This is a genomic window from Shewanella sp. NKUCC05_KAH (assembly GCF_019345585.1).
Lineage (GTDB): Bacteria > Pseudomonadota > Gammaproteobacteria > Enterobacterales > Shewanellaceae > Shewanella > Shewanella oncorhynchi.
Genome location: NZ_JAHKQZ010000005.1, coordinates 69,785 through 83,777 on the forward strand (window position 1 = coordinate 69,785; position 13,993 = coordinate 83,777).

Genomic DNA, 13,993 nt, shown 5'->3' on the forward strand with positions numbered 1-13,993 from the left:
TATGAGATATTACATAGCGCCATTGGCACTTGTACTTAGTTCAGTATTAACGACAACTGTTCAGGCTGAAACTCAGCTATTCATCAGCACATCAACAAATCAAGATGCTCAGGTTCAACTGAACTATCCTACAGCTGTGCGAATTGAGCAAATAGTACAAGATGGATTAGTCCAACTTCCAAAATATAATAAAACCAATCAAAATGAAGTCGTGCCTATTTATTGGTTAGGTGCAGCATTACTCGATATTGAGAATGCCGCCGTATTAGAGACTAAACGCCAGCAAGTCTTAACCCTACTATCCAAAATGGGCGAAGCTAAAGACGACAGTGCTTACATCGCCAAGCTAGCTAAACTTGCACAATTCATTCGCAACTTAAAACTTGGACAACGTGTAATACAACCACTGGATGTTGATGTTATTCGAATTAATGATTCGTATAATGCGCTGATTAATGGTCGTTTTCTATTAGTTTTACCGCCTCGCCCAACAACCATCACCGTACTTGGTGCAGTGGCTCAAACGGGGAGTTTTACATGGCAGAATAAACTAAGTAGCAAAGATTACCTTAAGCAAGCAGGCATACTAGATAATGCTGAGACTAGTTTTATATGGATAATTCAACCCGATGGACAGGCAATAAAACAACCTATCGCCTATTGGAACCATCAGACTCAGGATATTGCACCTGGGTCAACACTTTACGTTGAGTTTTCAAGCGGCTTTGGTGACGACACGAGTTTGAATGAAAACATGATTGAATTACTCAGGAATCGGGCTCTGTAATGAAAAACTCTCTCCATTCTTTAGGTCGTCTATCCGCACTATCTTTGGCACTTTTGCCACTATTACATGCGACTGCCGATGAATTTAGCTATCCCACACTCTTAGCCTCGCAATCAGATTTTGGCGGTGTTGGTTTAATGCAGATGCCAACGGGGCGTATGGCACCTGAAGGCGAGTTTAATTTTGCCACTAACTATAACGACGAATACCAACACTTTACGGCCTCTGTACAACTTTTCCCTTGGTTTGAAACCACAGTTCGTTATACCCAAGTACAAGACTTACTCTATAGTAGCGACCCCAGTTTTAGTGGAAACACAAAATACACGGATAAGGGCATAGACTTTAAAGTCCGTCTACTTGAAGAAAGCAACTGGCTACCAGAAACCTCGATTGGTGTCCGCGACTTTGGTGGCACCGGATTATTCGATGCTGAGTTTATTGCGGCGACTAAACGAGTTGGGCCGTTAGATTTCACCTTAGGTATTGGCTGGGGATATATCGGTAATAGCGGCAACCTGACATCGGATAAAAAAGATCTCAACTATAACTGTGATCGAGATACTTCCGTAGGTGGTACAGGCGGCACAGTTGATTATCAACGTTGGTTTAAAGGTTGCGCGGCCCTCTTCGGCGGTGTCGAATATCAAACGCCTTGGGACCCACTACGCGTCAAAGTCGAGTACGATGGTAACGACTACCAATCCGATTTTCCTGTTGTTCGCGGCGGTATTGCTATGCCACAGGACAGCAAATTTAACTATGGCCTATTATATCGGTTCGGAGATTGGGGAGATCTGCATTTAAGCTATGAGCGCGGAAACACTTGGACGCTTGGTTTTAGCCTACAAACGAATTTTAATGAGTTAACACAGATTAAACGCGATCCTGCTGCAGCGAAATATAAGCCAATTCCTGCGGCACCGTTAACACATGTGCAAACAACCAATACGCCATTAGATAGTGTTAATTCTTCTGAACAAACGCCTGCAATAGCCAGCGCCACCTTAGATACCGCAACAGAAATCGCTGACGTTCATTTAATGCAGCCACAAGAGGGCATGTTAGAAACAGCAATTAACTGGTCGAAAGTAGCACAGGATCTACAATCCATTGCAGGCTATAACAATCCTAAAATTTACCTCGACTCTGACAGCATCACTGTCGTTGGTGAGCAAACTAAGTTTCGAGATAGAAATGAAGCCCATCAAAGGGCGGCAACCATACTCGCCAACAGTAGCGATCTAACTCGAATCAAAGAGTATCGCTTGATTGAAACTCACTATAGCCAGCCAATTACCGAAACTCGTATTGATGCGGAAAAATTTGCGCAAGTAGCAAGTTTTGGCTATCTGAATGCGAAGATTACAGACGCAAGTCAAGTCAGTGTCCCTTCATTACCTCAAGGCCAACTAGTCACACACTCAGACAAAAATTGGTTAGACAAGCTTGGCTTTGATATTTCACCGACTATGGTGCAATCCTTCGGTGGTTCAGAAAGCTTCTACATGTTTAATATCGGTGTTACAGGTAGTGCCAACTATCGATTTACCGATAACTTCGAATTTGGCGGTTCTCTCTACCTTAATTTATACGATAACTACGATAAGTTTTTATATGACGTGCCACCAGACGGCACCGACTTAAAACGCGTAAGAACCTTAATCCGTCAATATGTTCACGATAACCCAGTGAGAGTTAATAACCTGCAACTCACTTGGATGGACAATCTTAGCGATAATATTTCCTATCAAGCCTATGGTGGCTATTTAGAGATGATGTATGGCGGTGTTGGTACTGAGTTTCTATATCGCCCACTTAATAGTCAGTGGGCCTTTGGGTTCGATGTTAACTATGCTAAACAGCGAGATCCCGATAGCATGTTTGGGTTCTTTAAGGATGAAAATCAATTTGACCCGCTGACCAATCGTGCCTATCGAGTTCAGACTGGCGTAGTGACTGGACATGCAACGGCTTATTACCAACCTGAGTGGTTTCCTAATACCTTACTCAGAGTCAGTGCTGGACAATATCTCACCGAAGATAAAGGCGTGACGGTTGATTTCTCTAAACAGTTTGATAGTGGTGTTATCGTCGGCGCATTTGCGACTAAAACTAATCTATCGGCAGATGAATACGGTGAGGGAAGCTTTACCAAGGGATTCTATATTTCAATCCCATTCGATCTAATGACGGTTAAGTCTACCCATAGTCGTGCTTTCCTATCATGGATGCCGTTGACCCGCGACGGCGGTCAAATGCTTGGCCGTAAGTATAACTTGTTCGATGTGACTGATGCACGTGCGCCTTGGTATACCAGACCCAGTGTTGATCCCATTAAATAATTAGTACGCAGTAAAACCTCAAAACGGGCAAGATAATTCTTGCCCGTTTTGTTTTCTGCCATTAGGACTAACTTACAATAGTAAAATTTGCACTGCAAAATTAGCTCACTACTTTATTGGCGATTTAATCCCATGTGGCGATGAACGTAAGTACTGTGGCGGCGCTTTCACAGTTGCACCTAATATTGCTGCCGCATGCCAAGGCCAATGTGGGTCATAGAGCATAGTGCGAGCAAGTGCAATAGCATCAGCCTGCCCGTGTGCCAGAATCGTTTCTGCTTTATTGGCATCCGTAATTAATCCCACGGCAATCACAGGTGTGTTTACCTCAGCTTTAATGGCTTCGGCAAAAGGCACTTGAAAGTGTTCTGCAACAGGAATTTGTTGTAATGGACTTAATCCACCTGTACTCACATGGATAAAATCACAGCCTCGGGCCTCTAATGCTTTTGCCAATACTAGGCTTTGGGTTAAATCCCAACCGCCATCAACCCAATCGGTTGCCGAAATCCGCACACCGAGTGCCATCTTAGGCGATATCACTGTTTTAATTGCATCGAACACGGCCAACAATAAACTCAAACGATTTTCTAAACTGCCACCATATTGGTCAATGCGTTGATTCGATAATGGGGATAAAAATTGATGAAGTAAATAACCGTGAGCAGCATGGAGTTCAATCGCATCAAGCCCTAATCGTTCGGCACGTTGCGCCGAACTGACAAATGCCAATATAAGCTCATCAATTTCATCCAATGTCATTGCACTCGGTAATGCTGTGCCTTCGCTAAAAGCCTGCGCGGAAGGCGCTATCGTCTGCCAACCATTATGTTCATCGGGTGCAATAGTGCCGCCACCTTCCCAAGGTTTTCGAGTTGATGCTTTACGCCCCGCATGGGCGAGTTGTATCGCCATTGGCATACTTGAATACTTGCGAATAGATTTGAGGGTTTTATCTAAAGCAGCCTCCGTTTTGTCATCCCATAGGCCTAAATCTGCATAGGAAATTCGGCCATTGGGCAGAACAGCGGTAGCCTCTAAAATGAGCATTCCCGCACCCGATAACGCCATGCTCCCTAAATGAATCGTATGCCAATCGGTTGCTTGGCCGTTTTCTGCTGAATACTGACACATAGGCGCGATGATAATGCGGTTGGCTAACTCGAGTAGACCTAAGGTTAAAGGCGAAAATAATAAACTCATTGTCGTTCCTTTTAATACAAGCAGTGATTGGCTTTATGAGGGTGTACTGGCGATGCTATCTCTGGTGGATAAAATCGGTGCGGCAATTAATGGCCAATCAATGGCAAACTCAGCACTGTTCCAAGCTAAAACGCTTTCATCTTCAGGATCATAATATTGGGTACATTGATAAATAACATCAGCATAATCACTGAGGACATAAAAACCGTGCGCAAAGCCTGGTGGGATCCACATTTGCAGATGATTCTCTGCCGATAGCACTCGCCCAACCCATTTTCCATAGGTGGCCGAGTCGGCCCGTATATCAACAGCAACATCAAAAATGCTCCCAGCACAGACCCGCACCAATTTACCTTGTGGCTTACGCTGTTGAAAATGCAATCCACGTAGTACATTGTATTGCGAACGACTCTGGTTTTCCTGCACAAATACGGGAGGCTCAAGTCCTCTTGCAGTAAAACAAGCATCAAAATAGGATTGCCTGAACGTTTCCTTAAAAAAACCACGCTTATCACCAAATACTTGGGGTTCAAACACCAATACTTCGGCTAATTCTGTTTCGCTATATTTCATCCAATACCTGCTTATAGAGTCATTCGCGAAACAGCGAAATAGTAGGGTATAAAAAGGATCAATATATCCCGAATCTCAGCTTGCATAAGAGTGACCAAAGGGTAATAAATCATTGGTTTATCATAAATGGGCAGTAATTGCTTACAGACAACCTGTGTCATAGGATAAAGACGCGAGCCAGTACCGCCCGCCAGTAAAATGCCTTTTCTCATTGAAATATTTAGGATTGATAAGCCATGTTGAAGTGCCAAGATTGTAGCATACAAAATGTCGCGAGCAGGAAGAATGGATAACAGGGCTGTTGGCTGTTAATGCAAGAAAAACAACGCTACAGAATATTAAACCGCAAAAGCTAAATACCATTTTGGTTCAGTAAGATTTAAATTCGTCTTTTACTTTATGTAACATATAAGAAGACACTAACCTATCTCAACCCTTACTACTTTCAGGGATCAGCATCTCAATACGTAACCCCTGATTAGGCGCAGAGAAGAGTGACACATTACCATTCAGTTTTTGGGTGATCAGATTATAAATAATCGACATTCCCAAACCTGTTCCGCCACTCTGCCTTGCGGTGGTGAAAAAAGGCTCAAATGCTTTGGCTTTCACTTCATCGGACATGCCTACGCCATTATCTTCATAAATCATCTTGATCTGCGAAGCCATTTTTTCAACTACTATCACAATTTGCTTATCACCGACAAAATCATCGGGAAAAGCATGGCGAAAACTGTTAGCGACTAAGTTAGTGAAAATTTGTGCGATCGCACCAGGATAAGAATCAATAAAAATATTATCGTCAAGTTCAACTTTTAAAGTAATATTTTTCTTACGCATCAAGGGTTTTAATGAACTAAATATCTGAAAAATATAATTCTTCAGATTAAAGCGCTCGCGTTCCAGTATCGATTGGTCTGCAGCAGTGCGCTTGAAGTTATGCACCAGTTCTGCAGCACGGGAAAGATTACGCTCAATTAAGCATAAACCATCCTGCATAGTATTGATAAAGCTGACAAATTTATCCTCATCGAGCTCGTTTTTCTCAAAGAGTCCTTTCAATAGGGATAACTCATCCAAACAATGGGTCACGGATGTGACAGCTATGCCAAGGGGGGTGTTCACTTCATGGGCAACACCAGCAACTAAGCTGCCTAAGGCCGCCATTTTTTCATTTTCAATTAAGTGCTTTTGGGTTGATTTTAAAGTCGATAATGCCGTTTCAAGCTCTGCGGTACGCAGCTCAACTTGATGCTCAAGATCGGTATTAATGAGCTTGAGCTGTTGTTGATATTCAATAATCTCTTTAGCACTCATGGCTCGACCAAAAAGGTCGGCGAGTGCCGAGGCAAAAGCCTTCTCATCCCGAGTCCATTCCCTAGCCTCGCCCTGATGTTCAGAACAAATAATCCCCACCATTTTGCCGTGGTGACGAATAGGACTATCCAACAAAGAGCTGATCTGATTCGGTTTAAGATAGGTTTCGACAAATTCTTTAGTGGCGGGATCCGTTTGCGCCTTATTGGCGACAATTGTGCGCTCATTGTCGAGCAGGCTAAAGTAATGGGGAAACTGCGCGCGAGTGAGCACTAACGCTTCTTGTGGTTGCTGATTGTCGAGTGAATAATAACAAGTGATGCTCTGATTATCCGGACTCAACAACCAAATGCCCGCCCGAGAGATCAGTAATCCCTTACAAATTGAGCTCACGATAAGTTGTGATGCTTGAATGAGATCACCCTCATCAATAACCTGAGACTTACTGACATCAAATAAAATTCGATCAAGCATTCGGGTCATAGCGGCTCGTCCGGAATATGAATATGTAGGGAGGCAAACACATCTAACAAATCAAGGCTAGCTTCACATAACATGGGATCAAACTGTTTACCCGATTGTGCTAAGATGTACTCGCGCACCGCCTCAACAGACCATGCCTCTTTGTAACTTCGCTTGGAAAGCAAAGCATCAATCACATCAATAATCGCCATCAGGCGACCTTCAATAGGAATGTCTTCCTGCGATAGCCCACGGGGATAACCTTGCCCATCCCAACGTTCATGGTGAGTATAAGCAATTCTAGCGCCCATTTTGGCAATGATACGATTTGAACCAACCAACAGGTTATAACCCTTCTCTGCGTGGGTTTGCATAATCGCCCATTCCTCGGCGTCGAGTTTGCCGGGCTTATGTAAAATACTCTCAGGGATACCGATTTTGCCTACATCATGAAGAGGCGCCGCATAACGAATAGTTTCGATAAAGTCTGCCTTCATACCAATGGCAATCGCGAGCATTTCTGTCATGCGCGCTACGCGGCGCACATGGGCTCCAGTCTCCTTACTGCGCTGCTCAATGGCATCTCCTATGATTAAAATTAGCTCCCTTTGTGTCTGCTGCACATTTTCGCGGCCCGACAAGTTCTCAAAGGTTAAGCTTACATTTGCTGCAAATAGCTCAAGAATGCTGACTTGAAAATCCGTTAACTTAGTGTTGTGTTGTAAATAGAGAATACTGGTGACATGGCCACTAAGCTCATAAAATCCAACATAAATATTGTCACGGATCAGCGAGGTTTTTAGCGCTATCGCTTCAATAATATGTTCCCGCACATCCCCAGGCAGAGTCTCAACGCTTCCACCTTCAAAGTAACTGATCATATCTCCCGTGGCGGCCAGCAGATTCATTTGAGTATCGAGGTAAAGGTCTTGATGATAACTCGTGAGATAAAGAGCCGAGCTTTCAAGATTGAGCAGTTGCAAGGTCTGTTCGAGCACTGCACTACCAAAGTTATGCAATGTATGGCTCTTAAGTACAGAGGTGGAAGCAGCAATCACTTTCTCCATCCCCTTTTGGCTTTGCTCGATAATTTTTATATCGCGATAGGAGCGCAATGAGGTGTACACACAAGACTTAAGCCGAGCCGCGGTGAGCTCTGTTTTAGCTTTATAATCGTTAATGTCAAAATCCCGAATAACTTGCTCTTCAGGTGCTTGCCCCGGCTGACCCGTACGTAAAATGATGCGGGTACTGTGGTTATTTAATTCAGTGCGAATTTTTTGTACTAGCTCTAAGCCTGCATGATCGGTTTCCATGACGACATCAATAAAGGCCAAGGCAATATCTGATTCAGTTTGAAATAATGTTAAACCTTCAGCAGCGCTGTAACAGGAGTAGAACTGCAAGACTCGATTATCTAAGGTCAGATTTTTTAACGCAAATCGAGTGACATCATGGATCCCAGGTTCATCATCAATAATGGCCACCTTCCAAATGCCTTGTTTAGGCTTATGGGATGTATCTTCGATAACATCAGCACTTTTCTTAAATAACGCCACAAAACCACCGTTTACGATGAATAGTTACGTTTTAGTATAGATTCAATCTTGAAAGTGACTAGTTTCAAAGGATAAATTATCGTCCCGTTGATTACCGCTTAGGACTAACAACTAACATACTGGCCACTTAAAACCCACACAAAAACAACTTAAGTTATTGTTATAAAAATAGAAATGGCAAAAATTAGCCTAACCTAGTATTGGCGGGTATGATGAGTGCACTTAATGCATAATTCCCCAAATTTCTATTGGAGCTACTATGAAAAAAACACTATGTTACATCGCACTACTGGCTTTATTCACCACGGCTTGCTCAGAAGCCCCAAAAGAAGAAACGGCAGTCAATACAGCCCAAGCTCAAACAGAAGCGGCAAAATCCGTCCCAGTAGGTGATACCAGCCAGAACTCTCTCGATTGGGCAGGTAGTTATGAAGGCGTATTGCCTTGCGCCAGTTGTGAAGGAATGCAAACCCTAATCACTTTGCAAGCTGATAATAGCTTTGTTCAAGAAACAGTTTATTTAGGTAAAGATGAAAAGATTTTAAAACTAATAGGTAAAATAACATGGGACGAACTGGGCCAGAAAATCACCCTAGAAGATGGTACACAATATTTGGTCGGTGAAAATCAGTTGATCATGTTAGACACTGAAGGCAAACGGATCACCGGCGAACTTGCTGCAAATTATGTGTTGAAAAAGAAAGGTCTATAAAGCAGATCTGGCAGCTAGCACTCAGCTGCAGTTTTAGATTATGGATAACGGAACGCTGCACTGACCGTAAGAGCAAAGCACCCGTACCGTTATCCGTAAGTCACGCTGAAATGTTCTGCAATCGCAAAGCCATGCTTTAGAAGTTGCGAAGCTAAAAAAGGCGAAACAAACCTTCTTAACCAATAAAGAGGTTATTTTGAATAACAGCATACAACTGATCCGCTATCAAGATTGCCCATCAACGCCATGGAAAAATGGTGGTGGAAGCACAAAACAGCTGCTCATTTCCCCCATCAATGCCGAACTTACTGAATTTGATTATCGGATCAGCATTGCAAGTATTAGCAGCAACGGCCCCTTTTCCTCATTTATTGGCATAGACAGGCAACTGGTCATTCTGGAAGGCGATGGTGTTGAACTCAGCATCAAGAGTCATGAAGGGACAAAACAGATAAATAGCCTTGGAGCTGGAGAAAAGATATCAGGAAATACAGATACAACTGAGTATAAGCGACTCACACCCACAGATAGCCCATTCGGCTTTGCTGGTGAAACCTCAATAACAAGTCAATTATTAGGCAGTAATGTTATTGATTTCAATGTCATGACCAAACGCGGCGCATTTAAAGCGCATACGCAAAGGCTTAGCTTTGATGACATATTTATCGAAGAACAGATTGCAACCTCAAACAACCCCAAAAATGAACTGCAAAAAACTAAAGCTTACGTCCCTATCATCCAAATACTTTGCTGTTTAGATACCATGACATGGGAGCACAATAGCAAGCTTATCAAGATCATGCCCTATGATATTCTCGTTTTCCAACAAGCTGATGGTATAAGGTTAAAAACAACAAGACCAAGTAGACTACTTAAAGTATCTATTACTGCCAGTCCCCTATAGCAATATTTACAGGTTAATCTCCAATATTACTCAATTTGCGCGTTAAAATACCGAGCCACTATCCACTCGACGGTTTTTCGGAGCCCAGAATCGAAGGACTCTAATGGTTGCCATGGATCTTGCTCGCATCAATGGCATAACGCACATCATGCCCAGGTCTGTCTGTAACGTCGTTTGACCAATCAGCATAAGGACCAAGGCAGAACCGATAAAGCAGGCTCCACTGGTAATGCGTATTCACATATCGCTAACCCAAAAAGTAAAAGGTTAGAAAAACAAAAAGCCGAATCTAAAAAATTCGGCCATCATAAAAGCGTGTACATCTATATTAGCTCTAACAAAGTTAACTCACTTTGTAGTAAGTACGATACCAATCAACGACACTCTGAACACCTTCTCGAACGCTAACTTTAGCTTTATAGCCAGTTGCAGTGAACAGGTCCGCTGTATCGGCATAGGTTTTATAAACATCACCAGCCTGCATTTCTCTATAATTTTTAATGGCCTCCCTACCTAACGCCCTTTCAATCTCTTGAATAAAATCCATCAAATTAATCGGGCTTCCATGGCCGATATTATACACTTTATAAGGAGCAGAGCTGCCAGCGGGCGTACCAGTTTCAACCTTCCAATGGTCATTACGCCTAGGTATCACATCCGCGATACGCATAACCCCTTCAACAATATCGTCAACATGGGTAAAATCACGCCACATATCACCGTTATTATTAATATCAATTGGTTGACCTTCTAGTATTTTCTTAGTGAAAATAAAGGGCGCCATATCAGGTCGCCCCCAAGGGCCATACACAGTAAAAAATCGCAAGCCAGTGGTAGGCATATTGTATAAGTGCGAATAACTATGTGCCATTAGCTCATTAGACTTTTTGGTCGCCGCATATAGGGATACAGGATGATCAACAGAATCAGCGGTTGAAAATGGTGTTTTTTCATTTAGGCCGTAAACTGAGCTGGATGAAGCATAAATTAAATGCTGTACTTTTGTATGTCGGCACCCTTCTAAAATACTAAGATGACCCACTAAGTTACTATCTGCATAGGCCATTGGATTTTCAATTGAATAACGAACACCAGCCTGCGCCGCTAAATGTATAACCCGATCAAAACGCTCATTAATAAATAAACGCGAAACAAGGTCACGGTCCGCTATATCCAACTTAATGAATGTAAATGAAGTATCACTCACGATAAGTGCTAACCGAGCTAATTTCAGAGAAACATCATAATAGTCATTTAAGTTATCAATACCAGTAACAGAGTGGCCGCAACTCAGCAACCTTTCACAAACCTTCGCTCCAATAAAACCTGCCGCACCTGTCACTAAATATTTCATTTTTACATCCTAAATTCAGCACTTAACTCAACAAAATTAATCGCTACCGAATAAATCACGGGTGTAAACTTTGCCAACAACATCCGCAAGCTCTTTAGCCATGCGATTCGACACAATAACATCAGCCATAACTTTAAATTCAGCTAGATCTGTCACCACACGGGAGTGGTAAAATTCAGCCTCTTTTAATACAGGTTCATAAACAATGACTTCTATGCCCTTAGCCTTTAAGCGCTTCATAATCCCTTGAATACTCGAAGCACGAAAATTATCAGAACCCGACTTCATGATAAGACGATAAATACCCACTACTTTAGGATCGCGACTTAAAATGGACTCAGCGATAAAGTCTTTACGCGTCGTATTAGAATCCACAATCGCACCAATAATGCTGTTAGGTACATCGGCATAATTAGCCCGTAATTGTTTTGTATCTTTAGGTAAACAATAGCCACCATAACCAAAAGAGGGGTTATTGTAATGGTCACCGATACGCGGATCCAAACACACTCCCTCAATAATTTGCTTTGAATTTAAGCCATGAGTCTCTGCATAAGTATCAAGTTCATTAAAATAGGCAACTCGCATAGCAAGGTAGGTATTTGAGAATAATTTTACCGCTTCAGCTTCAGTCGAATCGGTAAATAATACCTGAATATCTTTTTTTATCGCTCCTTGCACTAATAAATTAGCAAAGACTTCTGCACGTTCGCTACGCTCCCCCACAATAATCCGTGATGGATGCAAATTATCATGGAGCGCTTTCCCCTCTCTCAAAAACTCTGGCGAAAAAAAGATATTATCGCAATGATACTTTTGTTTAATCTTCACGGTAAAACCCACTGGCACAGTTGATTTTATCACCATTACAGCATTGGGGTTTATCGTCAATACATCCTGAATCACTGATTCAACAGAAGATGTATTAAAGTAATTGGTTTTAGGATCGTAATCGGTTGGCGTAGCAATGATTACAAACTCAGCATCTTGATAAGCTAAGACTTTATCCAATGTAGCAGTAAAATTTAGTAATTTATTGGCTAAAAAACTACTTATCTCAGTATCTACAATGGGTGATACACCTTTATTAAGTAAAGCTACTTTCTCTTCAATAATATCAACAGCAATAATTTCATTATGCTGCGCTAACAGCATTGCATTTGATAAACCAACATACCCTGTTCCCGCTATAGCTATTTTCATTTAACTTATAACCCTGAAATCAAAACCGTTTTGCAACAGCATAAAAAAGGTAAAAAACATAAAAAAAGGAAGCTTTAAAAAATGACAACCCAGCTTCATTCCTAAGAATTTCGTAGTGCCACATACTAGCCTTAAACTTATTGGATGAAATACTAGATTCAGAAACTTGATATTTTGCAATAGGAGTCATAACACCGATGGAGTTAGTTTTAGATAAAATTGAAAGCCACATAGCAAAATCTTCATGCCCAATATTTTTTTGATAAAACTTACCTAAAACATGACAATTATATATACCTGTTAAATTACCTATTCTATTAGATTTCAACATCATATTATAAGTAACTAACGAAGGGGATTCAACAACACCAATAATAGTACTATTACGTACTCTATAGTAATAACCATGTGAGGCTAAAACATTGCTTGTAGTCATTGCATGTAATTGTAAATCCAGCTTATTGGGCTCCCAGGTATCATCAGCATCAAGGAAAGCAATATATTTACCTTTTGCTTCTGCAATAGCAAAATTTCTAGGTTCGGTAGGAGATCCTGAATTATACCCTAGACTAAATACTTTGATCCTCTTATCATTAAAAGATTTAACAAATTCTAAAGTACCGTCTGTAGAACCATCATCAACAAATAGTAACTCCCAATTCAAATAACTTTGATTCAAAACAGATCTAATCGAGTCTTCAATAAAGGATGAACTATTATAACCAGGCATTATGATGGAAACTAAGGGCTCATCTGAAGGTCTGTCAAATAACATAAAACCTCGCTTGCACTATTGAGGGTTAAATATAAAGATTGAAAACAAGGAGAAAAATAATAACCTAGGGGATAACTTATGGAAGTTTTTTAAGCAGAAAGCATAAAAAACTAATGTACCAAACAGGTAACCATAAATATATCTAAATGCTATTAACCTAGAGAATAGAGCAGGATAGCTATTCAAGCCAAGACCACTAGAGACATCGGGATGTAGACCAATAGTTAAAGGAAAATAGATGATTTTGGAACCAAATTTAATCAATTTACTTAAAAACACTGGTTCATCACAACAAAAAAACTTAGTTCCAGCACCGAGATCCTCTGGAAAAGTTGCTCCAGCACTCCTAACACTAGAAAGTCTCACAGAAACCTCAATAGTCCCGATACTCAATATAGTGCTTAAAGTATGAATAAAAGATACTTTTTTAAATTTAGGCAAGACACCAAATGCAGGAGTTGAATAACTCAGAGTTACACCACTAACAGATGGATTAACTTCATAGATTTGGATTAACTGCTCAACAAAATTTGTGTATACAACATCATCATCACAAAATAAAACAATGTCACCAATTGCATGTGTTAGAGCAAAATTTCTACTTTTAGTAACGCCCTTTTCAAACATTGAAAAATATCGAACATCATCTCTTTCACTAAAAAAATGTTCAACACTCTCATTTTGAGAGTTAATTTGATGAACAATTAAAATTTTCAATCGAGGATTAGGTTCCGGAATATTGTCTAACAGTTCAAAAATACGTTCACCACAAGTGGCATAAAGCATCTCTAAAATCATA

At 41.2% G+C, this 13,993-nt stretch carries 12 protein-coding genes and 1 pseudogene; 4 read left to right on the plus strand and 9 right to left on the minus strand.

What is annotated here, in order from left to right; translation table 11 throughout:
- The first annotated feature begins 1 nt into the window (after position 1).
- Together KO533_RS06510 and KO533_RS06515 are read left to right on the plus strand one after the other, a co-directional pair.
- Positions 2 to 787 carry a capsule biosynthesis GfcC family protein gene (locus tag KO533_RS06510; RefSeq protein ID WP_219253360.1) on the plus strand — a complete coding sequence of 262 codons (786 nt, stop codon included), beginning with the start codon at positions 2 to 4 and terminating at the stop codon, positions 785 to 787.
- Positions 787 to 3,132 carry a YjbH domain-containing protein gene (locus tag KO533_RS06515; protein ID WP_219253362.1) on the plus strand — a complete coding sequence of 782 codons (2,346 nt, stop codon included), beginning with the start codon at positions 787 to 789 and terminating at the stop codon, positions 3,130 to 3,132. Before KO533_RS06510 ends, KO533_RS06515 begins: the two co-directional genes overlap by 1 nt.
- Positions 3,133 to 3,240: 108 nt before the next feature.
- Here KO533_RS06515 and KO533_RS06520 read toward each other — a convergent pair whose 3' ends face one another.
- The 5 genes and pseudogenes from KO533_RS06520 to KO533_RS06540 form a co-directional block, all read right to left on the minus strand.
- A complete protein-coding gene (locus tag KO533_RS06520; protein ID WP_219253364.1) occupies positions 3,241 to 4,335 on the minus strand; it encodes an NADH:flavin oxidoreductase/NADH oxidase in 1,095 nt (364 codons plus the stop codon).
- A 33-nt stretch (positions 4,336 to 4,368) separates the two neighbouring features.
- Positions 4,369 to 4,908: a dTDP-4-dehydrorhamnose 3,5-epimerase gene (gene rfbC / locus KO533_RS06525; RefSeq protein WP_219253366.1), complete on the minus strand. Its 540-nt coding sequence runs from the start codon at positions 4,906 to 4,908 to the stop codon at positions 4,369 to 4,371.
- Between the two features lie 53 nt (positions 4,909 to 4,961).
- Positions 4,962 to 5,120: pseudogene (locus tag KO533_RS06530) on the minus strand (sugar phosphate nucleotidyltransferase); the annotation flags it as partial.
- A 217-nt stretch (positions 5,121 to 5,337) separates the two neighbouring features.
- Complete coding sequence (locus KO533_RS06535) at positions 5,338 to 6,708, minus strand: GAF domain-containing sensor histidine kinase (RefSeq protein ID WP_113940967.1); 1,371 nt, start codon at positions 6,706 to 6,708, stop codon at positions 5,338 to 5,340.
- On the minus strand, positions 6,705 to 8,246 hold the full coding sequence (locus KO533_RS06540; protein ID WP_219253367.1) for a DUF3369 domain-containing protein: 1,542 nt from the start codon (positions 8,244 to 8,246) through the stop codon (positions 6,705 to 6,707). Before KO533_RS06540 ends, KO533_RS06535 begins: the two co-directional genes overlap by 4 nt.
- Before the next feature lie 259 nt (positions 8,247 to 8,505).
- Here KO533_RS06540 and KO533_RS06545 point away from each other — a divergent pair, with 259 nt between their 5' ends.
- Both KO533_RS06545 and KO533_RS06550 read left to right on the plus strand, forming a co-directional pair.
- Positions 8,506 to 8,958: a copper resistance protein NlpE gene (locus KO533_RS06545; protein WP_219253370.1), complete on the plus strand. Its 453-nt coding sequence runs from the start codon at positions 8,506 to 8,508 to the stop codon at positions 8,956 to 8,958.
- 196 nt (positions 8,959 to 9,154) lie between these two features.
- The gene (locus tag KO533_RS06550) at positions 9,155 to 9,862 is read left to right on the plus strand and encodes a HutD family protein (protein WP_251073370.1); all 708 of its coding nucleotides are present in this window, start codon (positions 9,155 to 9,157) and stop codon (positions 9,860 to 9,862) included.
- A gap of 343 nt (positions 9,863 to 10,205) precedes the next feature.
- Here KO533_RS06550 and KO533_RS06555 read toward each other — a convergent pair whose 3' ends face one another.
- Genes KO533_RS06555 through KO533_RS06570 form a run of 4 tightly spaced genes read right to left on the minus strand, consistent with a single transcriptional unit; the run spans position 10,206 to position 13,992 of the window.
- Positions 10,206 to 11,216 carry an NAD-dependent epimerase gene (locus KO533_RS06555; RefSeq protein WP_219253372.1) on the minus strand — a complete coding sequence of 337 codons (1,011 nt, stop codon included), beginning with the start codon at positions 11,214 to 11,216 and terminating at the stop codon, positions 10,206 to 10,208.
- A 36-nt stretch (positions 11,217 to 11,252) separates the two neighbouring features.
- Complete coding sequence (locus tag KO533_RS06560; protein WP_168824395.1) at positions 11,253 to 12,419, minus strand: nucleotide sugar dehydrogenase; 1,167 nt, start codon at positions 12,417 to 12,419, stop codon at positions 11,253 to 11,255.
- Positions 12,420 to 12,438: 19 nt separating this feature from the next.
- Positions 12,439 to 13,194, minus strand: a complete 756-nt coding sequence (locus KO533_RS06565) for a glycosyltransferase (protein WP_168824397.1) — start codon at positions 13,192 to 13,194, stop codon at positions 12,439 to 12,441.
- Between the two features lie 15 nt (positions 13,195 to 13,209).
- Positions 13,210 to 13,992, minus strand: a complete 783-nt coding sequence (locus tag KO533_RS06570; protein ID WP_219253373.1) for a glycosyltransferase family A protein — start codon at positions 13,990 to 13,992, stop codon at positions 13,210 to 13,212.
- Between the last annotated feature and the right edge of the window lies 1 nt (position 13,993).